The sequence below is a fragment of the Xylophilus rhododendri genome, assembly GCF_009906855.1.
GTDB classification, from domain to species: Bacteria; Pseudomonadota; Gammaproteobacteria; order Burkholderiales; family Burkholderiaceae_C; genus Xylophilus; species Xylophilus rhododendri.
Window position 1 is genome coordinate 1192671 of the sequence record NZ_CP047650.1, and the last position, 21509, is coordinate 1214179.

At 69.5% G+C, this 21509-nt stretch carries 20 protein-coding genes; 14 read left to right on the forward strand and 6 right to left on the reverse strand.

Going from position 1 to position 21509, the window contains the following annotated elements:
* Positions 1-45 precede the first annotated feature (45 nt).
* Positions 46-1323 carry a D-amino acid dehydrogenase gene (locus tag GT347_RS05270; RefSeq protein ID WP_160550964.1) on the reverse strand — a complete coding sequence of 426 codons (1278 nt, stop codon included), beginning with the start codon at positions 1321-1323 and terminating at the stop codon, positions 46-48.
* A 100-nt stretch (positions 1324-1423) separates the two neighbouring features.
* The gene (locus tag GT347_RS05275; RefSeq protein WP_160550965.1) at positions 1424-2350 is read right to left on the reverse strand and encodes a LysR family transcriptional regulator; all 927 of its coding nucleotides are present in this window, start codon (positions 2348-2350) and stop codon (positions 1424-1426) included.
* Between the two features lie 174 nt (positions 2351-2524).
* Here GT347_RS05275 and GT347_RS05280 point away from each other — a divergent pair, with 174 nt between their 5' ends.
* Both GT347_RS05280 and GT347_RS05285 read left to right on the forward strand, forming a co-directional pair.
* Entirely contained in the window at positions 2525-3436 is a 912-nt protein-coding gene (locus GT347_RS05280; protein WP_160550966.1) for a Bug family tripartite tricarboxylate transporter substrate binding protein, read from the forward strand.
* 59 nt (positions 3437-3495) lie between these two features.
* The gene (locus tag GT347_RS05285; protein ID WP_160550967.1) at positions 3496-4395 is read left to right on the forward strand and encodes a LysR substrate-binding domain-containing protein; all 900 of its coding nucleotides are present in this window, start codon (positions 3496-3498) and stop codon (positions 4393-4395) included.
* Positions 4396-4399: 4 nt separating this feature from the next.
* Here the strand turns inward: GT347_RS05285 and GT347_RS05290 are convergent, their stop codons facing one another.
* The 4 genes from GT347_RS05290 to GT347_RS05305 all read right to left on the reverse strand — a co-directional run bounded on the left by GT347_RS05290 (position 4400) and on the right by GT347_RS05305 (position 9042).
* A complete protein-coding gene (locus GT347_RS05290) occupies positions 4400-5296 on the reverse strand; it encodes an NAD(P)-dependent oxidoreductase (protein ID WP_160550968.1) in 897 nt (298 codons plus the stop codon).
* A 41-nt stretch (positions 5297-5337) separates the two neighbouring features.
* Positions 5338-6336 carry a Bug family tripartite tricarboxylate transporter substrate binding protein gene (locus GT347_RS05295; RefSeq protein ID WP_160550969.1) on the reverse strand — a complete coding sequence of 333 codons (999 nt, stop codon included), beginning with the start codon at positions 6334-6336 and terminating at the stop codon, positions 5338-5340.
* A 26-nt stretch (positions 6337-6362) separates the two neighbouring features.
* A complete protein-coding gene (locus GT347_RS05300) occupies positions 6363-7841 on the reverse strand; it encodes an aldehyde dehydrogenase (protein WP_160550970.1) in 1479 nt (492 codons plus the stop codon).
* Positions 7842-7935: 94 nt separating this feature from the next.
* Positions 7936-9042 carry a flavin reductase gene (locus tag GT347_RS05305; RefSeq protein ID WP_160550971.1) on the reverse strand — a complete coding sequence of 369 codons (1107 nt, stop codon included), beginning with the start codon at positions 9040-9042 and terminating at the stop codon, positions 7936-7938.
* A 285-nt stretch (positions 9043-9327) separates the two neighbouring features.
* On the opposite strand from GT347_RS05305, the gene GT347_RS05310 reads away from it, so the two are divergent.
* The 12 genes from GT347_RS05310 to GT347_RS05365 all read left to right on the forward strand — a co-directional run bounded on the left by GT347_RS05310 (position 9328) and on the right by GT347_RS05365 (position 21501).
* On the forward strand, positions 9328-10689 hold the full coding sequence (locus GT347_RS05310) for an LLM class flavin-dependent oxidoreductase (RefSeq protein ID WP_160550972.1): 1362 nt from the start codon (positions 9328-9330) through the stop codon (positions 10687-10689).
* Positions 10689-12071 (forward strand): acyclic terpene utilization AtuA family protein, encoded by a 1383-nt coding sequence (locus GT347_RS05315; RefSeq protein WP_229722717.1) that lies wholly within the window; start codon positions 10689-10691, stop codon positions 12069-12071. Before GT347_RS05310 ends, GT347_RS05315 begins: the two co-directional genes overlap by 1 nt.
* The gene (locus tag GT347_RS05320; protein WP_160550973.1) at positions 12068-12379 is read left to right on the forward strand and encodes a DUF4387 domain-containing protein; all 312 of its coding nucleotides are present in this window, start codon (positions 12068-12070) and stop codon (positions 12377-12379) included. Before GT347_RS05315 ends, GT347_RS05320 begins: the two co-directional genes overlap by 4 nt.
* Before the next feature lie 10 nt (positions 12380-12389).
* Positions 12390-13361, forward strand: coding sequence for a Bug family tripartite tricarboxylate transporter substrate binding protein (locus GT347_RS05325; RefSeq protein WP_160550974.1), 972 nt, complete (start codon positions 12390-12392; stop codon positions 13359-13361).
* Between the two features lie 34 nt (positions 13362-13395).
* A complete protein-coding gene (locus tag GT347_RS05330) occupies positions 13396-14805 on the forward strand; it encodes an MmgE/PrpD family protein (RefSeq protein ID WP_160550975.1) in 1410 nt (469 codons plus the stop codon).
* 70 nt (positions 14806-14875) lie between these two features.
* Positions 14876-15829, forward strand: coding sequence for a LysR family transcriptional regulator (locus GT347_RS05335; RefSeq protein WP_229722719.1), 954 nt, complete (start codon positions 14876-14878; stop codon positions 15827-15829).
* 150 nt (positions 15830-15979) lie between these two features.
* On the forward strand, positions 15980-16636 hold the full coding sequence (locus tag GT347_RS05340) for a helix-turn-helix domain-containing protein (RefSeq protein WP_160550976.1): 657 nt from the start codon (positions 15980-15982) through the stop codon (positions 16634-16636).
* A 61-nt stretch (positions 16637-16697) separates the two neighbouring features.
* Positions 16698-17453, forward strand: coding sequence for an ABC transporter substrate-binding protein (locus tag GT347_RS05345; protein ID WP_160550977.1), 756 nt, complete (start codon positions 16698-16700; stop codon positions 17451-17453).
* Between the two features lie 47 nt (positions 17454-17500).
* On the forward strand, positions 17501-18154 hold the full coding sequence (locus GT347_RS05350; protein ID WP_160550978.1) for an amino acid ABC transporter permease: 654 nt from the start codon (positions 17501-17503) through the stop codon (positions 18152-18154).
* A complete protein-coding gene (locus tag GT347_RS05355) occupies positions 18151-18882 on the forward strand; it encodes an amino acid ABC transporter ATP-binding protein (RefSeq protein WP_160550979.1) in 732 nt (243 codons plus the stop codon). The genes GT347_RS05350 and GT347_RS05355 overlap by 4 nt, the downstream gene beginning before the upstream one ends.
* Before the next feature lie 11 nt (positions 18883-18893).
* A complete protein-coding gene (locus GT347_RS05360; RefSeq protein ID WP_160550980.1) occupies positions 18894-20189 on the forward strand; it encodes an NAD(P)/FAD-dependent oxidoreductase in 1296 nt (431 codons plus the stop codon).
* A gap of 136 nt (positions 20190-20325) precedes the next feature.
* Positions 20326-21501, forward strand: a complete 1176-nt coding sequence (locus GT347_RS05365; protein ID WP_160550981.1) for an ABC transporter substrate-binding protein — start codon at positions 20326-20328, stop codon at positions 21499-21501.
* Positions 21502-21509 lie beyond the last annotated feature (8 nt).

The window sequence follows — 21509 nt, forward strand, 5'->3', positions numbered from 1 at the left end:
TGTAAATCGGGATTTCCCTAGGCCGCCAGCCTCACGCTCCGCTGCTCAAAAAGCATCGGCCAGCCGGCGTGCGGTGCCGAAAGCCAGCGTCAGGCCGAGCGCGCCATGGCCGACGTTGAGGAAGAGGTTTTCGACGCCGCCGGACCGGCCGACGATGGGCAGCGAGGTCGGCGTGGCCGGCCGCAGCCCCGCCCAGGGCACGGCGGCGCCGATGTCCACCGCGCCGCCGAAGGCCTCCTGCGTGCAGGCCTGGAGCTGTTCGATGCGGCGCGGATCGACGGCGCCGTCCCGCGCGCCGATCTCCACGAAACCGGCCACCCGCAGGCGGTCGCCGATGCGGGCATAGACCACCTTGCGTTTGGCATCGGTCACGCTGACCGAGGGCACGGCCGCCGGGTCCCGCACCGGCACGGTGATGCTGTAGCCCTTCAGGGGATAGACCGGCACCCGCAGTCCAGCGCTGGCCGCCAGGGCGGCGCTGCCGGCGCCGCCGGCCAGCACCAGCGCATCCACCGGGCGATCGCCCGCCGAGCTGAGCAGGCGCGACACCCGCGCGCCTTCGCGGCGCAGGCCATGCACCGTCACGCCGTATTCGAAGACCACGCCGCGGGAACGCAGCACCTCTTCGGTGTTGCGGCACAAGGCCAGGCCATCGATGGCGCATTCGTCGGGCGTGTAGATCGATCCGGCCACCGCACCGCGGAACGAAGCCAGTGCCGGCTCGTGGGCCAGGAATCCATCGCCGGGCAGGGCCGATTGCAAAGGCCCGTGCGGCGCCTGCAGCTCGGCCTGGCGGCGGCCCGCGTCGAACGAAGACTGCGTGGCGTACAGCACCAGTTTGCCGCTGCGCGAGAAGGACAGCGCCTCGGCCGAGGCGCCGGCGATCCATTGCTCCGTCTCCTGACGGCTCAACGCGCCCAGCGCCAGCAGCTCCAGGGTGGAGCGCTGTGCGACCGGGGCGCTGCAGGCACGCAGGAACTCCCACATCCAGCGCCATTGCCGCACATCGGCCCGGGGCGTGATGTGCAGGGGGCCGTGGCGGCTCAACATCAGGCCCGGCACGTCGAAGGGCAGGCCGGGCTGCGCCAGCGGCGCCACATAGCCGTAGCTCAGCTGGCAGCCATTGCCGCCGCTGGCGCCCTGCCCGGCGGCAGCGGCCCGGTCGATGACCGTGACCTGGTGGCCGGCGCGGCTCAGGGCGGCGGCCGAGGCCAGGCCGACGATGCCGGCGCCGATGACCGTCACCTGCCGGGGCCTGGCGGAGGCAGTGGTGGCGGACCAGTAGTCGGCGGTCGGCGGCGCCGAATCCGGGAAGCTCGTCATGGCGCGTGCGGCTCGTGCGGTGGATGCGGCCCCATGGCCGAGCACCGCAGTATTGGGGCTGGGCGGCCCGGGCGCTACTGAAGAAAAGCGGGTCGACCATTCATTTTGGAATGGCCGCAGCGGCGGGCTCCTGCCGCAGCCGCCCGCCCACTGCCTCCAGGAACAGCACCAGCGCCTCCGAACGCTGCGCCGTGGCCTCCTGCAGGGCCACCACCGCCACCGAAACTTCCGGCGTCACCGGCCGGATGCGCAGGGCCGAGCCCATCGCCGCGGCGGTGAACTCATCGACCAGGGCGAAGCCCAGGCCCTGCGCCGCCAGCGCGCAGGCCACGGCGTAGGTGCGGGTTTCCAGGGCGGCGATGGGTTCGGGCGCATCGTCCGTGGCGTCGGTGGCCACCCAGGCTTCGCGGATGCGCTGGGCGAACGGGTCGCTGCCGCCGATGCCGATCCAGCGCGCGCGGTCGAGCGTCGCCAGGACCACCGCGGCTTCCGCCTCGCCCTGCGCCGCCGGAGCGCCGGCTTCCAGGTGCACCGCCCGCGCCGCCCCGATGGTGGTGCTGCGCAGCCGGCTGCTCACCGGCTGCTCGAAGACCAGGGCGATGTCGATGTCCAGGCTCAGGCACTGCTCGGCCAGTTCCACGCCGTTGCCGGTGGTGATGTCCACCGACACCCCCGGGCAACGCTGCCGGAAGTCGGCGATGGCCCCCGGCATCAGGCCGATGCCCAGGCTCGGCAGGCAGCCGATGCGCAGATGGCCGCCCGGCGTGCGGCGCAGGTTGCGGGCCATTCGCTGCACCGTGTCGGCCTGGGCGAACAGCAGCGAGGTCTGGCCGAACAGCTGCTCGGCCTCGCGTGTGGCGATCAGCCGTCCGCGCACCCGCTCGAACAGGGTCAGGCCCAGCGCATGCTCGGCCTGCGCCAGGGCCTTGCTGGCGGCGGACTGCGAAAGATGCAGCCATTCGGCGGCGCCGCTGACCGAGCCGGTGCGCATCACGGCGTGGAAGATCTCGATGTTTCGCAGGCGCATGGCGGTCGGGTCAAAGACAAGCGTAAGGGTTTGCCGACTTTAAAGCCGGTGCCACTACACTCTGTTTGGGCACGTGTTCATGACCTTGGTGGGCATGGCCTGAAAGAGGAATCCATGCACCCGTTTCCGCCGAGTCGGCGCGCTGCCATCGCGGCTTTGCTGAGTCCTGCCTGCATGTCGGTGAGCGCGCAGCCGGCGCTGCGGCAGGTGCGCCCGACCGAACTCATCGTGCCCGCGGGCCGGGGCGGGCCGCTGGACGTCACCGCCAACATCCTGGCCGAGGCCATGGGCCGGCAATGGCGCCAGCGGGTGTCGCTGCAGCACACGGCGGGCGCGGTGCCCGGTGCGCTGGCGGTGGCGCGCAGCAATCCGGACGGCAGCCGCATCGGACTGGCCTCGCCGGCGCTGTGCATCAACGCCGCCCTGCGCGATTCGCTGCCCTACTCCACCCTGGCCGACCTGGCGCCAGTCTGCCAGCTGGGCAATTTCGAGTACGGCATCTTCGTCAACCCGGCGCTGCCGGTGCGTGACGTGGCGGAGTTGATCGCCTATGTGCAGCGCGCCAGGCAGCCGGTGCGTTACGCCAGCCCGGGCGTGGGCACGGGATCGCATCTGGCGGCGGAATCCCTGGCGCATGAAGCCGGCCTGAAGCTGGAGCATGTGCCCTTCCCCACTAACGGCGCGGCCGAGAAGGCGGTGGCCGACGGCCAGATCGGCATCCTGTTCAACGGCCTGGTCGCCTCGGTCTCCGAGACCCGCAAGCTGCCGGTGCGCCTGGTCGCCCTGATGGGCGAACGCCGGGTGGCCGATGCGGCCGGCGTCTCCTCGGTGGCGCAGGTGCTGCCCGGTTTCGAATTCACCGGCACGCTGGGCGTGATCGCGCCGCGCGGCCTGCCCTTCGGCCTGCTCAGGCGCCTGGGGCAGGACATCACCGAGATGGTCAACGAGCCCGGCATCCGCCGCCGCCTGGCCGAGGTCGGCACGGAGGTGGTCGCCTCCTCGCCGGACGAATACGAAAGCCGGCTGCGGGCCGACATCGCGCGCTGGCGCCTGGTGGGCCGCATCACCCAGGTGCGGCTGCGCTGAGGCATGTTCGCGGGTTCTGCCGATCCGGCCTTCGCCGGCTCCGGCGTACCCTGCTGCCCATGGACCTCAAGCAACTGCGCTATTTCGTCGCCGTGGCCGAAGAACTCAACTTCAGCCGCGCGGCCGACCGGCTGCACATCTCCCAGCCGCCGCTGTCCCAGCAGATCAAGGTGCTGGAAGAAGAAATGGGCGTGCAGCTGCTCGCCCGCAATTCGCGCGGCGTGCGGCTGACCGATGCGGGCGCGGTCTTCCTGCGCGAGAGCCGGCTGCTGCTGGAGCAGTTCGGCGCCGCCATCCAGGCCACCCGCCATGCCAGCCGCAGCAATGCCGGCACCATCCGCCTGGGCGTGGCCACCTCGGGCCTGTTCAGCGTGATCCCCGGGCTGATGGCGCAGATGCGGGCCGACTTCCCCCATGTGGAGCTGCGGGTGCGCGACATGCAGTCCGACGAGCAGGTGCTGGCCGTGGCCCAGGGCGCGCTGGACCTGGGCATCGTGCATGTGAAGCCCGAACGCATGAACGTGGGCCGGCAGGCGCTCTACAGCGAGCCCTTCGCCCTGGTGCTGCCGGCGGACCATGCCGGCGCGAGCGGGCCGATGCGGCCGCTGGCGCACTGGGCCGAGGAGCCCATGGTCGCCCTGTCACGGGAGCATGCGCCCACCGTGTTCGACGCGGTCATCGCCTGCTGCTCGGCCGCGGGTTTCAGCCCCGACATCCGGCATACCGCACGCAATCCGATGACCATCTTCCAGATGGTGCGCAGCGGCTTCGGCATCGCCCTGGTGCCGCGCAGCTACCGGGAGAGCGCCTATCCGGGTGTCGTCTTCCGCGAGCTCGAAAGCAGCGCAGGCCAGGTAAGGCTGGAGATCATCTGGAGCGAACGCAATGCCTCGGAGCTGGCGCAGAAGATCGTGCGCGAGCTGGTGCCGCGCCTGGCCGCGGCGCTGCAGGCGCGCTGAGGCCTCAAGCAGGCTGCGCAGCCACACGGCCGTCCACCAGCCGGATCATGGCGGGGTGGTAGTTCTTGGAGAAACCCGCGTCCCGCGTCCGGCACAGCAGCCCGTGGGTGTACTGCGCGATATGCGGCTCGAAGCCGCCCTCGGCCGCCAGGGCCAGGGCCAGCGAGGCATCCTTGATCGCATAGTCCACCGGGAAGACCTTCTCCGGAAAGCTGTCCGGCACCAGCGACTTCATGCCGTGGTTGCGCAGCGCGAAGCTGTCGGCCGAGCCCTGGGACAGGGCCTCGAACAGCTCCTTGCCGTCCATGCCGGCGCGCCGGCCGATGGTGAGCACCTCCGACAGCGCGTTCACCGTCATGAACACCATGATGTTGTTGAGGATCTTCACGATCTGGCCGCAGCCGGTGCCTCCGCAGTGCAGCACATCGCTGCCCATGCAGCCCAGCAGGGGGCGCAGGCGTTCGAACTGGTCCGCGCTGCCGCCCACCGTGATGAACAGCGTGCCGCTGGCCGCCGCCGCCGCGGTGCGGGCCACCGGCGCATCGACGAACTCGATGCCGGCCGCGGCGAGCTTGCTGGCCAGGGCGCGGCTGCGGGCCACCTCGCTGGTGCTCATGTCCACGATCATCCGGGGCGCGGGCGAGGCCTGCATCAGGGTGGCGCATACCGTCTCGACCTGGGCGATGGACGGCAGGGACAGGAAGACGATGTCCGAGGCCTGCGCCAGCGCTTCGAGCGAGGGCTCGGCGATGCCGCCCTTGGCCGCGAGGCGCTCGACCGGCGCGGCGCTCTGGTCGTACACATGCACCGGCAGGCCCGACTTGCCGATCAGGTTGGCGCACATGGGCTCGCCCATCACGCCGAGGCCTACGAATCCGATGTTTTCGATCTGGGTGGTCATGGATCTGGTTTCCTTTGAAAGGGATGGAAGGACGGGTCCGCTCACTCGTTCAGGCGGATCTGCGCGGCACTGACCAGCTCCTGGTCCAGCGCCGCCTCGCGTGCGATGAAGGTGCTGAATTCCGAGGGCGAGGACGCCACCGTCTGGAAGAACATGGAGGACAGGCGCGACACCACGGCCGGCGCCTGCATCACCGCCTTGAACTCGCTGTTGAGCCGGCCGACGATGTCCGCGGGCGTGCCGGCCGGTGTCCAGATGCCGTACCAGCTGGGCATGTCGAAATCGGGAAAACCGCTCTCGGCCACCGTCGGCAGCTCCGGCAGCTGCGGCAGCCGCTTGGGTGTGGTCACCGCCAGCGCCCGCAGGCTGCCGCCCTTGACCTGCGGATAGGCCGATGCCATGGGCTCGACCATGGCCGCCACATGCATGCCGATCAGGTCGTTGATCGCCGGCGCGCCGCCCTTGTAGGGCACGATGGGCATGTCGACCCTGGCCTTGACTTTCAGCAGCTCGGCCGCCAGGTGCCCCGCCGCGCCATAGGCCGCCGTGGCCCACTGCACCTCGCCCGGCCGCTGGCGGGCATCGGCCAGCAGCTGCTGCAGGGTGGTGTAGGGGCTGTGGGCCGACACGATCACCAGCTGCGGCAGGGCGCCGAGATAGGTGACCGGCGTGAAATCCTTCTGCGTGTCGTAGGTGGTGGTGCCCACCATGATCAGCGGGTTGACCACCTGCAGCGAGGCATTGAGCAGCAGCGTGTAGCCGTCCGGCGCCGAGCGTTTCACATGCTGCGCGCCCAGCACGCTGTTGGCGCCCGGCCGGTTCTCGATGACGACCGGCTGGCCCAACTGCGCCTGCAGCTGCGGCGCGATGACACGGGCCACCGTGTCCACCGAGCCGCCCGGCGGAAAGGGCACGACCAGCTTGATCGCCCGGTTGGGATACGCCTGCGCCCAGGCATTGGCGCCGCTGGCCGCCGCGGCCAGGCCGGCGCCGGCCAGCAGCAGGCCGCGCCGGCCTGGCGGGAAGAGAGTCTTTCGCATGTCTTGTCTCCGGTGGTGGCTGTTGTTCAGCTCTTGATGGCGAAGGGATCGCGCTCGGCATCCGAGTAATCGATCATCACGTTGCGGGTCGTCATGTACTCCAGCAGCCCGGCCTCGCCGCGCTCCCGGCCTATGCCCGATTCCTTGAAGCCGCCGAAGGGCGCCTGCGCGGCCACCGCCCGGTAGGTGTTGACCCAGACGCTGCCGGCCTGCATCGCGCCGCTGACCCGCATCACCCGGCCGATGTCCCGGGACCAGATGCCGGCCGCCAGCCCGTAGCGGCTGTCGTTGGCCATGGCGACGGCCTCGGCCTCGGTATCGAAGGGGATGGCGGCCAGCACCGGGCCGAAGATCTCCTCCTGCGCCAGGTGGCTGCGGTTGTCCACGTCGGCGAAGACGGTGGGCTGCACGAAGTAGCCGCTGTCCAGGCCCGGCCCGGTGGCGCGGGCGCCGCCGGTCATCAGCCGGGCGCCGGAGGCCCTGGCGCCCTCGATGGCGGAGAGGATGCGGCGGAACTGCGGCTCGTTGGCCACCGTGCCCATCTCGGTCTGCGGATCGACCGGATCGCCCATACGGATCTTCGCGGCCCGCTCGGCCACCCGCTGCACCACCTCCTCGTACACCGGCCGCTGCACCAGCAGGCGCGAGCCGGCCACGCAGGTCTGGCCGGTGGCGCCGAAGATGCCGGCCAGGGCGCCGACCACCGCCTTGTCGAGGTCGGCGTCGTCGAAGACGATGTTGGGCGACTTGCCGCCCAGCTCCAGCGTCACCGGCACCAGCCGGCGGCCGGCCGCCGCGGCGATCTCCCGGCCCACGCCCGGGCTGCCGGTGAAACTCACCCGCATCACCCCGGGCGCCTCCACCAGCGCGCGGCCGGCATCGGCACCGCCGGTGATCACGTTGAAGACGCCGGGCGGAAAGCCCGCCTCCTCGACCAGCGCCGCGAATTCCAGCGTGGACACGGACGCATGCTCCGAAGGCTTCACCACCACGCAGTTGCCCGCCGCCAGGGCCGGCGCCAGCTTGTTGGCCAGCAGCGCCAGCGGCGAGTTCCAGGCGGTGATCAGCGCCACCACGCCGTAGGGCTCGCGCACCAGGTAGTCGAGCACCTGGGCCTGGTCCAGCGGGATCTGCTGGCCGAAAAGCTTGTCGGCATAACCGGCGAAGAAACGCAGCTGGCGGCCCACCCATTTCATCTGCGGCTGGGTCTCGCGCACGATCTTGCCGTTGTCGCTGCTCTCCAGAATGGACATGCGCTCGGCGGCGGCCTCGATCAGCTGCGCCAGCTTCAGCATCAGCGCCGCGCGGGCGATGCCGGGGGTGTGGCGCCAGGTGTCCCGATAGGCGCGCTGCGCGGCCTCCACGGCGGCGGCCACGTCGGCTGCATCGGCATCGGGTATTTCCGCCCACACCTGGCCGGTGTAGGGGTTCACGCTGGGCAGCATGCGGCCGGACAGGGGCGCGACATATCGGCCGGCTATATACAGCTGGTACTTGCGGGTCATCGAGTCTCCTTTTTCTTCAAACTGCCGGTCTGCGCCGGAGCGGCACAGACTCTAGGAGCGGCGCCGCGGCCGCGTCCAATACGAAAAACGTCTTTCAACTATTCGAAAGACAGGGGGGCTGGGCCGCCGCCTGCTCCGGCTTCCAGCCCAGGCGCAGGGACAGCATGCGGGCCGCCGCCGCGAGCGCCGCCGGCACCGCGCCGTCCCAGTCCGCGGGCAGGCGCTCGGCCTCGCAGGTGGTGGACAGGGCCAGCACCATCTGCCCGGCCGCACCGAACACCGGCGCGCTGAAGGCATTGACGGTGACCTGGTGCCGCTGCGAGGGCGCAGCGCCCACCGAACGGGCGATGCCGTGCTGGCGCGCCTCTTGCAGCCGCTGTTCGAAGCAGCCCTGGTCGGCATTGGCCGCGGCGGCGCGTGCGCCCAGTTCACGCTCCACCGCCGCCTGCACCGTCTGGCCGCACATGAAGGCGGCGAAGGCCAGGCCGGTGGCCGACTGGGTCAGGCTCACCAGCACGCCGGTCTGCAGATAGGGGCTGACCGGATGGCTCGACGGCTCCCAGCGCACGATGGTCGGCCCGTGGCTGCCCCACACCGCCAGGCCCAGGGTGCGCTGGCCGATGTCCTCGCAGATCTGCGGCATGGCCGCCGCGGCCAGGCGTGCGGCCTCTACCGCCGGCAGCGTGGTCACCCCGGCCTGCGCGCCCACATGGCCGCCCAGGTCGTGCGCGAAGGTGACCATGTAGCGCCCGTCGCCGAAGGCCAGCGACTTGCGCGGCAGCCGTTCGATGTGTTCCACCTGGCCGATGAAGACGATATGGTCGCCGCCCGGATAGGCCGCCACCTTGCGGCATTCCAGCGTGGCCGCACAGCCCTCGATCACCGGCACGCCGCCCAGCCCCGTGCGCACCGCGATCTCGGCGAACTTGTCGCCGCCGGATTTGGCGAAACGGTTGGCCACATGCACCTGGTCGTCGGCCATGATGTTGACCACGAAACGCTCCGCATCGCGGAAGGCCGCATGGCTGCTCGATGTGAGCGCCTGGCTCCAGAGGATCAGCGGCGGATCCAGCGAGACCGAGCTGAAGGAATTGGCGGTGACGCCGTAGGGCACGCCCTCCGCATCCACCGTGGTGACCACCGTCACCCCGGTGGGAAAGGCGCCCAGCGCCTGGCGCAGTTGCCGGCTGTCGAAGTTCATGCGGCCACCTCCGCCGCATCGCAATGGCAAAAGCAAAAGAGATCCACGAGCACTCCATCCATGAACGATGGGCCAGTGTCGAAGCCCCGCGTTCCACGGACAAATCGCCAGATGCAATGGACTCATGGAGCAAACCAATAAATCGCGGCGGCGGCCTGCGGATCGATTCATTGGCGGCGGCTATAGCTTCATTGCAGACCGGAAATTGCCCCCGGCGCCCCGATTGGCAAACATGCCGCACCTGCCCAGAACGGCATGGACCCTTGCCCAAACGAAAGCCGACCGATGACCCAAGCACAACGTCAGATGACGCTCATCGCCTTCATGCAGGCGCAGAACTGCACCAACTACGCAGGCTCCTGGCGCCACCCGGCCAGCATGACCGACTACCTCTCGCCGGAGTACTACCAGCGCGTGGCCCGCACCCTGGAGGAAGGCAAGTTCGACATGGCCTTCTTCGATGACCGCCTGGCCATGCCCGACATCTACGGCCACAGCCACGAGGAGACGGTGCGCAGCGGCGTGCGCGCCATCAAGCTGGAGCCCACCTCGGTGCTGATGGCCATGGCCATGGTCACCAGCCGGCTCGGCCTGGGCGCCACCTACTCCACCACCTATTACGAGCCCTTCCACGTGGCCCGGCTCTTCGCCACCCTGGACCTGATGACCAAGGGCCGCGTGGCCTGGAACGTGGTCACCTCGATGAACGATTCCGAGGCCGCCAATTTCGGCCAGGACGAACACCTGGAACACGACCTGCGCTACGACCGCGCCGACGAGTTCATGGAAGTCGTCATGGGCCACTGGGACACCTGGCAGGAAGGCGCCATCCTGGCCGACAAGGAGAGCGGCACCTTCGCCGATCCCGCCAAGGTGCACCGGCTGGACCACCAGGGCCGCTTCTTCAGCTCGCGCGGCCCGCTGTCGGTGCCACGTTCGCAGCAGGGCCATCCGGTCATCCTGCAGGCCGGCCAGAGCGGGCGCGGCCTGGCCTTCGCCTCGCGCTGGGCCGAGCTGGTGTTCGCCAAGTACCCGACGCTGGAGAACGGCAGGAAGCAGTACAAGGCGCTCAAGGACGGCATCGCCAATGCCGGCCGCGACCCCGCCTCGGTACGCATCGCGCCGGAGCTGAAGATCATCGTCGCCGAGACCGAGAGCCTGGCCCGCGAGAAGCGCGACGAGATCGCCAGCACCTCGCGCCCCATCGACGGCCTGACCATGATCGGCGAGACGCTCAACATCGACTTCTCCGGCCGCCCCTACGACGAGCCCTTCACCGATGCCGAGCTGGCCGCCGTCTCCTGGCAGAGCCTGCGCGACAAGGTGGTGCAGGTCAGCGGCAAGAAGAACCCCTCGGTGCGCGACTTCGTCGAATCCTCCGGCCGCGGCACGCTCAACGACGGGCCCTGTTTCGTCGGCACCGGCAAGCAGGTGGCCGACCAGATGGAGGAATGGTTCAAGACCGCCTGCGACGGCTTCGTGCTCTCCGGCACCACCGTGCCCGGCACCTACGAGGACATCGTGCGCCTGGTCGTGCCCGAGCTGCAGAAGCGCGGCCTGTTCCGCAAGGAATACCAGGGCACGACCCTGCGCGACACGCTGGGCGTGCCACGGCCGAATGCCGGCGACTGGAAGAAGGTGGCGTGATGACGGGGCCGAAGAAGACGGTGACCATGATGTCGGCCAGCGGCATCCTGGGCTATGGCTTTCCCGAGGCCTCGCTGGAGGCCGCCCTGGCCCGCAAGCCCGACATGATCGGCGTGGACGGCGGCAGCTCCGACCCCGGCCCGCACTACCTGGGTTCGGGCAAGACACTCAACTCGCGCCTGGCGATGAAACGCGACCTCTCGCTGCTGCTGCGCGGCGCGATCCGCAACGGCATCCCGATGATGGTCGGCACCTGCGGCGGCGCGGGCGGAAAGCCGCATCTGGAAGCCTGCGCGGACATCATCCGCGAGGTGGCGCGCGAGCACGGGCTGAGCTTCAGGATGGCGCTGATCCACGCCGAGCAGGACGCTGCATTCATCGTCGAGCAGCTCGAAGCCGGCAAGGTGCGCCCGCTCAACAATGCGCCGCAGATAGGCGCAGAGGACATCCGCGGCGCGGAACGCATCGTCGGCATGATGGGCCCCGAGCCCTACCGGGCGGCGCTCGCCGCCGGGGCCCAGGTGATCCTGGGCGGACGCGGCACCGATCCCGCGCCCTGGGTGGCCCTGGCCATGCACCACGGCCTGCCGCCGGCGCCCGCCTGGTACGCCGGCAAGATGCTGGAGTGCGCCTGCAACGCGGCCATCCCCAAGAAACACGACTGCCTGCTGGTGACCGTGGGCGAGGACTTCGTCGAGGCCGAGCCGCTGAACCCGGAGCTGCGCTGCACGCCGCTGTCGGTGGCGGTGCAGGCCCTGCACGAGAACGCCAGCCCGGTGATCCGCCATGAGCCCGGCGGCATCGTGGATTCCACCGACTGCCGCATCGAGGCGGTCACCGAGCGCATCGTGCGCATCACCGGCATGCGCTGGAAACCCATGCCCTACAGCATCAAGCTCGAAGGCGCGCGGATGGTGGGCTACAGCGCCATCGCCATCGCCGCCACGCGCGATCCGGGGCTGATCGGGCAGATCGACAGCTTTCTGGACTTCGTGCGCGGCTCCACCGCCACCAAGGTCACGGCGCTGGGCATCTCGCCGGCCGACTACCAGCTGGTCATCCGCGCCTATGGCCGCGACGGCGTGATGGGCGCCTGGGAGCCGCACGCCGAGCTGGCGCCGGTGGAGCTGGCGCTGATCGCGGAGGTGGTCGCCAAAAACCAGGAGACGGCCAACGCCGCCCTCTCGCTGGCGCGGGTGACGCTGCTGCATTCGGACTTCCCCGGCCGCATGTGCCGCGAGGGAAACATGGCCTTCCCCTTCTCGCCCTCGGACATCGAACGCGGCGCGATCTACGAATTCATGCTGCAGCACGTGGTCGAGATCGAAGACCCGCTGCGCATGTTCCCCATCAGCTACGAAGACGTCGGAGCAAGCGCATGACCCGCCTGAAGGACATCGCCAAGGCCTGCAAGAGCAAGAACGCCGGGCCCTTCCACATCACGCTGGACATCATGTTCGACCAGCCCGCGCTGTTCGAGCGGGTGCGCGCCTCGGGCGTGGTCAGCGCGGAACTCATCGCCCGCCTGTACGGCGTGCCGGTGGGCGAGGTGCTGTTCACCGAATACCCGCCGGCCCTGGCCTGGAAGGCGACCATCCCGCGCCGCATCGCCTCCGGCGCGGTGGGCGACACCGACGTCTACGGCGCGCAGCAGCATGCGCCGCTGCTGGACATCGAGATACCGGACTGAAGGCCGCGCCATGACCCTGCATCGCAGAACCCTGTGCGCCGCCTCCCTCGGCCTGCTGGCCGCCCGCCCGTCCTGGGCGCAGGATGGCTACCCCAGCAAGCCGATCCGCATCGTCGTGCCCTTCGCCCCCGGCGGCGGCACCGACTTCTCGGCCCGCGTCTTCAGCGCCAAACTCGGCGAACGGCTCGGACAGCCGGTCACCGTGGAGAACCGCCCCGGCGCCGCCTCCACCCTGGGCACCGCCTATGCGGTGAAGTCGCCGCCGGACGGCTACACCCTGCTGGTCATCTCCGGCAGCTATGTGGTCAACCCCAGCCTCTACAAGCTGGGCTTCGATCCGGTCAACGACGTGGAGCCCATCATCCAGCTGACCGAAAGCGGCTATGTGCTGGTGATCAACCCCAGGGTGCCGGCGCAGAACCTGGCCGATCTGCTGGAGCTGATGCGCCGGCGCCCGGGCGAGCTGACCTATGCCTCCAGCGGCCAGGGCGGCCATCTGCAGGTGGTGACCGAATACATGCTGGGCCTGGCCAGGGTGCAGGCCAAACACATCCCCTACCGCGGCACCGGCCCGGCCGTGGCCGATGTGCTGGCCGGCACGGTGGACATGATGTTCGGCGGCACCGAAGCCCTGATGCAGTACGTGGCCGCCGGCAAGCTGCGCGCCATCGCCGTCGGCACACCGAAGCGGCTGGCCGCGTATCCGGACCTGCCGACGGTGGCGGAAGCGGGAGTTCCCGGATACGAGGTCGTGGCCTGGCACGGCATGCTGGCGCCCAAGGGCACGCCGCCGCAGATCGTCGCCCTGCTCAACCGCCACATGAACGCGGTGGTGCACGACAAGGCGATCAACGAAAAGATCGCGCCCCAGGGCGTGGACGGCGCGGGCGGCACACCCGAACAGTTCCGCGCCCTGCTCAAGACCGAGATCGAACGCTACGCCCAGGTGGTGCGCGACGCCCACATCAAGGCCGGCGAATGACACACCCTGCTGGAACCCAAGGAGACCGGACACCATGAAGAACGAGACAGCCCAGCTGGCCGCGGCCACGCCCAATATCGCCGCCGCCATCGCCCGCTTCGCGGCCGCGCTGCAGCCGGCGGACATCCCGGCCGAGGTCTGGAGCAAGTCGGTGCACCACATCATGGATGCCGTCGGCCTGGCTTTCGCCTCCCACCATTTCCCCTTCGCCGCGCCAGGCCTGGCCGGCATCGCCGCGGCCGGATCGCCCGGCGCCGCCACCGTCGTCGGCAGCCCGCTGCGCCTGGCGCCGCGCGACGCCGCCCTGGCCAACGGCTACCTGATGCATGCGCTGGATTTCGACGACACCCATCCCGGCGCCATCGTCCATCCCACCGTGGCCTGCCTGCCCACCGCGCTGGCGCTGTGCGAGGACCTGGACCTGAACTGGGGCCAGCTCGTCGCCGCCTACGTGGCCGGCATGGAGACCAGCATCCGCATCGGCCGGGCGGTCAAGGGGGGCTTCCACCATGCGGGCTTCCATGCGACCGGGCTGGTCTCGCATTTCAGCGCGGCGGTGATCGCCGGCAAGCTGATGGGCCTGGACGCCGCCCAGCTCACCGGCGCGCAGGGCATCGCGGCCAGCACGGCTTCGGGCGTGCAGGTCTTCCTGGAGACCGGCGCCTGGACCAAACGCCTGCATCCCGGCTGGGGCGCCATGGCCGGCATCACCGCCGCCACGCTGGTGCGCCACGGCTTCGATGCGCCGGTGCGACCCTACGAGGGCCGCTTCGGTTTCTTCGAGACCCATATGCAGACGCATATGCAGGGCGTGGACCTGGCCTCCATGGCCGCCGGCCTGGGCAGCGAGTGGACGCTGCTGGACACCGCCATCAAGCCCTACCCGGTCTGCCATTTCATCCACGGCGCCGCCGAGGCCGCGCTGCAGCTGCACGGCACGCTGCAGCCCGGCGAGCAGATCCGCCACATCCGCATCGAACTGCCCGCCGACACCCTGCCCATCGTCGCCGAGCCGCATGCCGCCAAGGCGGTGCCGCGCACCGACTACGAAGCCAAGTTCAGCGCCCACTTCGTGGTGGCCACCTGCCTGCTGCGCGGCCGTTTCGGCCTGGCCGAGCTGGAGGCGGCGAGCCTGGCCGATCCGGAGATCCTGGCCCTGTGCCAGCAAGTGGAATGCGTGGCCGAAGAGGGTTCGACCTTCCCCAAGCACTTCTCCGGCGCGGTGACCTTGACCCTGGCCTCGGGCGAGACGCGCAGCTGCCGCATCCCGGTCAACCTCGGCAGCGGCGAGCGGGCGCTGGGCCGGGACGACATCGTCGCCAAGTTCCGCGGCACCGCCGGCGTGCGCCTGTCGCCCAAACGCACCGACGCCGTGCTGCAGGCCCTGCTCACGGCCACGCCCGCGACGCCGGTGCGCGCGATTACCGCCGTGCTGGGGGCCTAGTCAAGCGTGAATACGACGCCCCGCGGACGGCGTGGTCGCGGCATTTCGCGGGAGCGGCTGGATTAAGCTCATGGCGAGTGTCTTTCCCGATTCCGCCAATGCCGAGGGTGCCGTGAACCCATTGCCGCAGCTGCGCTTCCACCTGCCCGAGCTGGAGACTTTTCTGGTGGTGCTGGAGGAGCGCAGTTTCAGCCGGGCGGCCGAGCGCCTGTGCATCTCGCAGCCCTCGGTGTCCAACCGGGTCAAGCGGCTGGAGAACGTGCTGCGGGTCAAGCTCATCACCCGCACCACCCGCAGCGTGGAAGCGACCACCGACGGCACCCTGCTGCGCGTGGCGGCCGAGGAAGCGCTGGCCGGGCTGTACGCGGTGCTGCAGCAGTTCCGCGACCGCTCGGAGGCGGCGCGCAACCGGGTGGTGATCGCGGCCACGCCGATGATCGCGGCCACCTTCATGCCGCACATCATCCATTCCTATTCGGCGACCTTTCCGGATGTGCAGGTGGTGCTGCGCGACATGCCTTTCGAGACCTTGCTCAAGACCATAGGCGACGGCTCGGCGGACATCGGCGTGACCGCGCTGGACGGCGACTACGACAACCTGCTGTTCCAGCCCCTGGCCGAGGAGCCGGTGGTGCTGGTCGTCACCGCCCGGCATCCGCTGGCCCGCCAGCGGGAGGTGTCGCTGGAGACGGTGCTGCCCTATCGCATGATCTTCCTGGAGCGCTACACCGGCCTGCGGGAGCGGCTGTCCTCGGCCTTCTCGGGCTTCGGCGCGGCCTTCGAGGCTTCCACCGCCGCCACCCTGCCGGCCCTGATGGGGCTGATCGACACCGGCAGCTGCGTGACCTTCCTGCCCCGCTCCATGGCGCAGACCAATGCGCGGGAATCGCGCGCCATCGTGGAGCTGTCGGACTTCTGCGCGGTGCGCAGCTACGGCAGCATCGTCGCCCGCAAGGCGGTGCTGACCACCGCCGTGCAGAGTTTCCGCGACCATCTGCACAGAGACTTTCAGCCGCTCTTCTAGGCGCGCGGCCCGTCGCGGCCATCCTGCCCGCCGCACCATCGGCGTGCGTGTTCCGGCTTCGACAGGGCAAGGGTGTACCCCGATGGCTGGCCTGGTAATTGCTGTGCAAATTACACAGCCAGATAAGTTTCACACCAGACCACCGCCTTCGTGAAAAGCAACCCCCAGCCACCCTCCGTCGACATCGGCGCCCCCGCGGCCCAGCCGCGGCGCATCCATTCGGTGGTGGACCTGTGGCTGGGCGAACAGCTGCGCCACCAGCGCAAGACCCTGGGCCTGCCGCTGCAGCAGCTGGCCGACAAGTGCGGCATCTCGGTCAGCCTGCTCAGCCAGATCGAGCGCGGCCTGCGCTCCATCTCCATGCGCACCCTGGTGGCCCTGGCCGCCGAGCTGCGGCTGCCGATGGAGACCCTGATCCGCAACAGCCAGCACGGCCAGGCGGATGCCGACGACGAGCAGGCCGGCGGCTTCGTGGTGCGCGCCGGCCAGCACCAGCGCGTCGACCTGGGCAACAAGGGCATCCACAAGGAGAACCTCACGCCGCCGGCCGCCAGCGGCGGAGTCGAGCTCTACCGCGCCACCATCGAGCCCGGCGGCTCCACCGGCGACGCCCTGTATTTCACCCAGCAGGGCGAGCAGATCGGCCATGTCATCCAGGGCCAGCTCGAACTCTTCGTGCGCGACCGGCTGTACCAGCTGCGGGTCGGCGACAGCTTCTGCTACGACGCCACCGCGCCGCGCCGCTGGCGCAACCCCGGCAACACCCCCACGGTGGTGCTGTGGGCCATCACCCGCCTGGCCCGGTGAACCCGTTTTTTCCCCGTCCCGCTCCACCCTGTCTTTCATCCACCCCCAAAAGGAACGCACCATGAAACTTCCCGTGATCGTCGCTTCCCTGATCGCCGCCTTCGCGCTGTCCGTCGCCGCGCCGGCCTCCGCCCAGCCCGTGCTCAAGGTGGCGTCCACGCCCACCGGCAGCCCCTTCACCTTCCTCGACACCAAGACCAACACCATCGACGGCGTGATGGTCGACATCGTCAACGCGGTCGGCAAGGAAGCCGGCTTCGGCGTGCAGATCGAGCCGATGCAGTTCTCGGCGCTGATCGCCTCGCTCACCTCCAAGCGGGTGGACCTGATCTCGGCGGCCATGTTCATCACGCCCACCCGCCTGGAAGTGGTGGACTTCTCGCAGCCCATCTACAGCTACGGCGAAGGCATCGTGGTGCCGGTCGGCGACAAGACCGCCTATGTCAACCTGGCCGACCTCAAGGGCAAGCGCATCGGCGTGCAGGTGGGCACCGCCTTCGTCGATCCGGTGCAAAAGAGCGGCCTGTTCAGCGAAGTCAAGCTCTACGACACCACCGCCGACCTGATGCGCGACGCCAACGCCGGCCGCATCGACGCCGGCATGCTCGACTACCCGATCGCCGCCTTCGCGGTCGGCCGCGGCACCTTCCCCAACCTGCGCATGGTCACCACCTTCAAGCCGACCATGGTCAACAGCATCGGCATCGCCGCGCGCAAGGGCGAGACCGAGACCATGGACAAGGTCAATGCCGCCGTCACCAAACTCAAGGCCAACGGCGCCATCGACGCCATCCTGAAGAAGTGGGGCCTGATCTGATCCGCGCCGCCGCAGCAGCAGCGCAACGCGCCTGAGGAAAAGCCTCCATGCTCCAGTTCTTCCACCATGCGCAGGAATTCCTGCCGATCCTGCTCAAGGGCGCCTGGCTCACCATCCTGGTGACGCTGGGCTCGCTGGCCCTGTCCACGGTGCTCGGCCTGGTCTGGGCGGTGATGCGGGTCTCGGGAATCCCCTTCCTGATGTACCTGAGCGCCTGCATCATCAACCTGCTGCGCGGGCTGCCGATCATCGTGCTGCTCTTCGTGCTGTATTTCGTGATGCCGGACATCGGCATCTCGCTGTCGGCACTGCAGGCCGGCATCCTGGGCCTGGGCATCGCCTACTCGGCCTACCAGGCGGAGAACTTCCGCGCCGGCATCGAGGCGGTGGACCACGGCCAGATCGAGGCGGCGCGCGCCATGGGCATGGGCTGGGGGCTGATGATGCGGCGGGTGATCCTGCCGCAGGCGGTCAAGATCGTGCTGCCGCCCTACGGCAACATCATGATCATGATGCTCAAGGACTCCTCGCAGGCCTCCACCATCACCGTGGCCGAACTGGCGCTGCAGGGCCGGCTGATCGCCACCTCCACCTTCCAGAACGCCACCGTGTTCACCCTGGTCGCGCTGATCTACCTGGTCATGTGCGTGCCGCTGATCCTGCTGGTGCGCCACCTGGAAAAACGAGGGAGCAAGAAATGATCGAGATCCGCGGACTGCAGAAGTCCTACGGCCAGAACCAGGTGCTCAAAGGCATAGACGCCACCGTGTCCAAGGGCGAGGTGGTCTGCATCGTCGGGCCCTCGGGCTCGGGCAAGTCGACCATCCTGCGCTGCATCAACGGCCTGGAGAGCTACAACGGCGGCAGCATCACCATCCATGGCCAGAAGGTGGACAACCAGTCGCCCACCATCAAGGCGATACGCACCGAAGTGGCCATGGTGTTCCAGCGCTTCAACCTGTTCCCGCACCGCACCGTGCTGGAGAACGTGACCGAGGGCCCGATCTTCGTCAAGGGCGAGGACCGGGCCACCGCCACCGCCCGCGCCCGCGAGCTGCTGGCCAGCGTGGGCCTGGCCGACAAGGAGAACGCCCATCCGCCGCAGCTCTCCGGCGGCCAGCAGCAGCGGGTGGCCATCGCCCGCGCGCTGGCCATGCAGCCCGAGGCCATCCTGTTCGACGAACCCACCTCGGCGCTGGACCCCGAACTGGTCGGCGATGTGCTGGGCGTGATGCGGAAACTCGCCGAGGCCGGCATGACCATGGTGGTCGTCACCCACGAGATGCAGTTCGCCCGCGAGGTGGCCGACCGGGTGATGTTCATCGACCGCGGCGTCATCGTCGAACAGGGGCCTGCCCGCGAGGTCCTGAACAACCCGCAGAACCCGCGCACGCAGGATTTCCTGCGGCGTGTCCTTCATCCGATGTGAGGCCTGACGGCATGTCCCAAGCATTCTTCCCCCTGAGCCCCTCGCTCTGGGCCGCCACCGCCGCCCCGGCGCCCGAAACCGTTGCGCTGCAGGAGGACAAGAAAGCCGACGTGGTCATCGTCGGCGCCGGCTTCTGCGGCCTGAGCACCGCCCTGCACCTGGCCGAGCGCGGCGTGCGGGTGGTGGTGCTGGAGGCCGAGGAGATCGGCTTCGGCGGCTCCGGCCGCAACGGCGGCCAGGTGATCCCCGGCCTGAAGTACGACCCCAGCGAGCTGCTCGCCAAGTTCGGCCCCGAGAAGGGCCAGCGCCTGGTCGACTTCGCCGGCAGCACCGCCGACGCGGTGTTCGACCTGATCGCCAAACACAAGATGGACGTGCCCCATGTGCGCCAGGGCTGGATCCAGGGCTCGCACAACCCCGAGGCCCTGAAGATGGCCGAGCGCCGCAGCCGCGACTGGAGCGCCCAGGGCGTGGCCGCGCGCCTGCTCGACAAGGCCGAGACCGCCCGCCTGCTGGGCACCGACAAATACCTGGGCGGCTGGGAAGACCCGCGCGGCGGCGGCGTGCAGCCGCTGAGTTATGTGCGTGGACTGGCGCGCGCGGCGATGGCCGCCGGCGTCGTCATCCACACCCGCAGCCCGGTCAAGCAGCTGGCGCAGGTGAAAGGCGGCTGGCAGGCCGTGACCGCCGGCGGCGCCCGGGTGAGCGCCGAGCGGGTGGTGCTGTGCACCAACGGCTATACCGACGGGCTCTGGCCGCAGTTGAAGAAGACCATCATCAACGCCAACTCCTTCCAGATCGCCACCGAGCCGCTGCCCGAATCGGTGCGCCGCGCCATCCTGCCGGGCGGCCAGGTGTCCTCCGATGCGCGCAACCTGCTGCTGTACTACCGCATCGACCACACCGGCCGGCTGCTGATGGGCGGACGCGGCTCCTTCGCCGAGCCGGACCCGGCCGACCGGGGCGCCTGGGCGCACCTCGAAGGTGCCGTGGCCAAGCTGTTCCCGCAGGCGGCGAAGGTGCCCATCGCCTACCGCTGGTGCGGCCATGTCGCCGTCACCCGCGACTACCTGCCGCACCTGCACGAGCCGGCGCCGGGCCTCTTGATCGACATCGGCTGCATGGGCCGCGGCGTGGGCCTGCAGACCCGCATGGGCCAGGCGCTGGCGGCCTATGTGGCGACCGGCGACAAGACCGCCCTGCCGGTGGCGCCGTCGGTCATCAAGCCCTTTCCCTTCTTCGGGCTGCGGCTGGCCTATGTCTCGGCGGTGATCGCCTGGTACCGCATGACCGACGGCGGCGTCTGAGCCGGGCGCGGCCCTGCCGCGCTTATTGCCGGGCTGAATAAATGCATACGCATAAGCCATTTCTGTTGTGCATCGGCGGCCAACAGAATGCTCCGGAGCGCCTCCCGACAGGCGCCCAACACCCCGGAGACAAAACATGCGAAAAGCCACCCGTGCCGCCCTGGCAGCCCTGCCCCTGGCCTTCCTGGCAAGCCAGGCCTGGGCCCAGCAGGAAACCCTGAAGATCGGCGCCATCGTCACCCTCTCCGGCCCCGGCGCTGCCTGGGGCCAGGCGATGAAGAACGCGGCCGAGCTGGCCGCCGACAAGGCCAACGGCGCGGGCGGCCTGGAGGTGGGCGGCAGGAAGTACAAGGTCGAGGTCGTCGCCTACGACGACAAGTACCAGGCCGGCGAGGCCGTCACCGTGGCCAACCGGCTGGTGTTCGAGGACAAGGTCAAGTTCATCATCGGCCCCACCGGCTCCGCCCCCACGCTGGCGGTGCAGCCCACCACCGAGAAGAACGGCGTGATGACCAGCACCCTGGGCTTCACCGACAAGGCCCTGGCCGCCGCCAAGCCGCTGAGCTTCCGCCCGGTGATCACCACCATGGAATTCGCCGAACCGCAGATCGCCTGGATGATCAGGAACCAGGGCGTGAAGAAGGCCGGCGGCCTGTTCCCCAACGACGAGTCCGGCCAGGTCATCGCACGCGACCTGGACGCGGCCTACAAACGCCACGGCGGCGAGCTGGCCGCCAAGGAATTCTTCGAGCGCGAACGGGTGGACTTCACCCCCCTGCTCACCCGCATGCTGGCGCGCGGCATCGACACCATCGAACTCGACGGCAACTCGCCCGCCACCGCCGGCCTGATCACCAAGCAGGCGCGGGAACTGGGCTTCAAGGGCAAGATCGTGCGCACCGGCGGCCCCGCCACGGCCGAGCTGGTGACGGTGGCCGGCAAGGACGCCGCCGAGGGCATGATCGTGCACGCCGCCATAGACCCCAGCCTGCCCTCTACCCGCGCATATCTCGACCAGTACACCGCCAAGTACAAGGTGGCGCCCAACGGCTTCAGCCCGGCTTTCTACGACTTCGCCACCATGCTGTTCGAGGCCATGCGCCGCGCCGGCACCACCACCGACGCCACGAAGGTGGCCGGCGAGATGGAAAAGATGCGCGACTTCCCCGGCGTGCTCGGCAAGCTCAACTGGACCGGCAAGGCCAGCTACGGCATAGACCGGCAGATGGCCGTGCCCTTCTATGTCGCCGAGATCAAGGGCGGCACCGAGACCATCCTGGCCCGCTGCACCGTCGCCGACGGCTGCAAGTAAGCACCGGC

Bases quoted from the DNA above. Each gene is read 5' to 3' on its own strand.
- GT347_RS05300 (WP_160550970.1), bottom strand. From the start codon at position 7,841: ATGACCCGCAAGTACCAGCTGTATATAGCCGGCCGATATGTCGCGCCC.
- GT347_RS05330 (WP_160550975.1), top strand. From the start codon at position 13,396: ATGAAGAACGAGACAGCCCAGCTGGCCGCGGCCACGCCCAATATCGCC.
- GT347_RS05290 (WP_160550968.1), bottom strand. From the start codon at position 5,296: ATGACCACCCAGATCGAAAACATCGGATTCGTAGGCCTCGGCGTGATG.
- GT347_RS05275 (WP_160550965.1), bottom strand. From the start codon at position 2,350: ATGCGCCTGCGAAACATCGAGATCTTCCACGCCGTGATGCGCACCGGC.
- GT347_RS05350 (WP_160550978.1), top strand. From the start codon at position 17,501: ATGCTCCAGTTCTTCCACCATGCGCAGGAATTCCTGCCGATCCTGCTC.
- GT347_RS05320 (WP_160550973.1), top strand. From the start codon at position 12,068: ATGACCCGCCTGAAGGACATCGCCAAGGCCTGCAAGAGCAAGAACGCC.
- GT347_RS05325 (WP_160550974.1), top strand. From the start codon at position 12,390: ATGACCCTGCATCGCAGAACCCTGTGCGCCGCCTCCCTCGGCCTGCTG.
- GT347_RS05310 (WP_160550972.1), top strand. From the start codon at position 9,328: ATGACCCAAGCACAACGTCAGATGACGCTCATCGCCTTCATGCAGGCG.
- GT347_RS05295 (WP_160550969.1), bottom strand. From the start codon at position 6,336: ATGCGAAAGACTCTCTTCCCGCCAGGCCGGCGCGGCCTGCTGCTGGCC.
- GT347_RS05355 (WP_160550979.1), top strand. From the start codon at position 18,151: ATGATCGAGATCCGCGGACTGCAGAAGTCCTACGGCCAGAACCAGGTG.
- GT347_RS05270 (WP_160550964.1), bottom strand. From the start codon at position 1,323: ATGACGAGCTTCCCGGATTCGGCGCCGCCGACCGCCGACTACTGGTCC.
- GT347_RS05285 (WP_160550967.1), top strand. From the start codon at position 3,496: ATGGACCTCAAGCAACTGCGCTATTTCGTCGCCGTGGCCGAAGAACTC.
- GT347_RS05360 (WP_160550980.1), top strand. From the start codon at position 18,894: ATGTCCCAAGCATTCTTCCCCCTGAGCCCCTCGCTCTGGGCCGCCACC.
- GT347_RS05315 (WP_229722717.1), top strand. From the start codon at position 10,689: ATGACGGGGCCGAAGAAGACGGTGACCATGATGTCGGCCAGCGGCATC.
- GT347_RS05305 (WP_160550971.1), bottom strand. From the start codon at position 9,042: ATGAACTTCGACAGCCGGCAACTGCGCCAGGCGCTGGGCGCCTTTCCC.
- GT347_RS05365 (WP_160550981.1), top strand. From the start codon at position 20,326: ATGCGAAAAGCCACCCGTGCCGCCCTGGCAGCCCTGCCCCTGGCCTTC.
- GT347_RS05345 (WP_160550977.1), top strand. From the start codon at position 16,698: ATGAAACTTCCCGTGATCGTCGCTTCCCTGATCGCCGCCTTCGCGCTG.
- GT347_RS05335 (WP_229722719.1), top strand. From the start codon at position 14,876: ATGGCGAGTGTCTTTCCCGATTCCGCCAATGCCGAGGGTGCCGTGAAC.
- GT347_RS05280 (WP_160550966.1), top strand. From the start codon at position 2,525: ATGTCGGTGAGCGCGCAGCCGGCGCTGCGGCAGGTGCGCCCGACCGAA.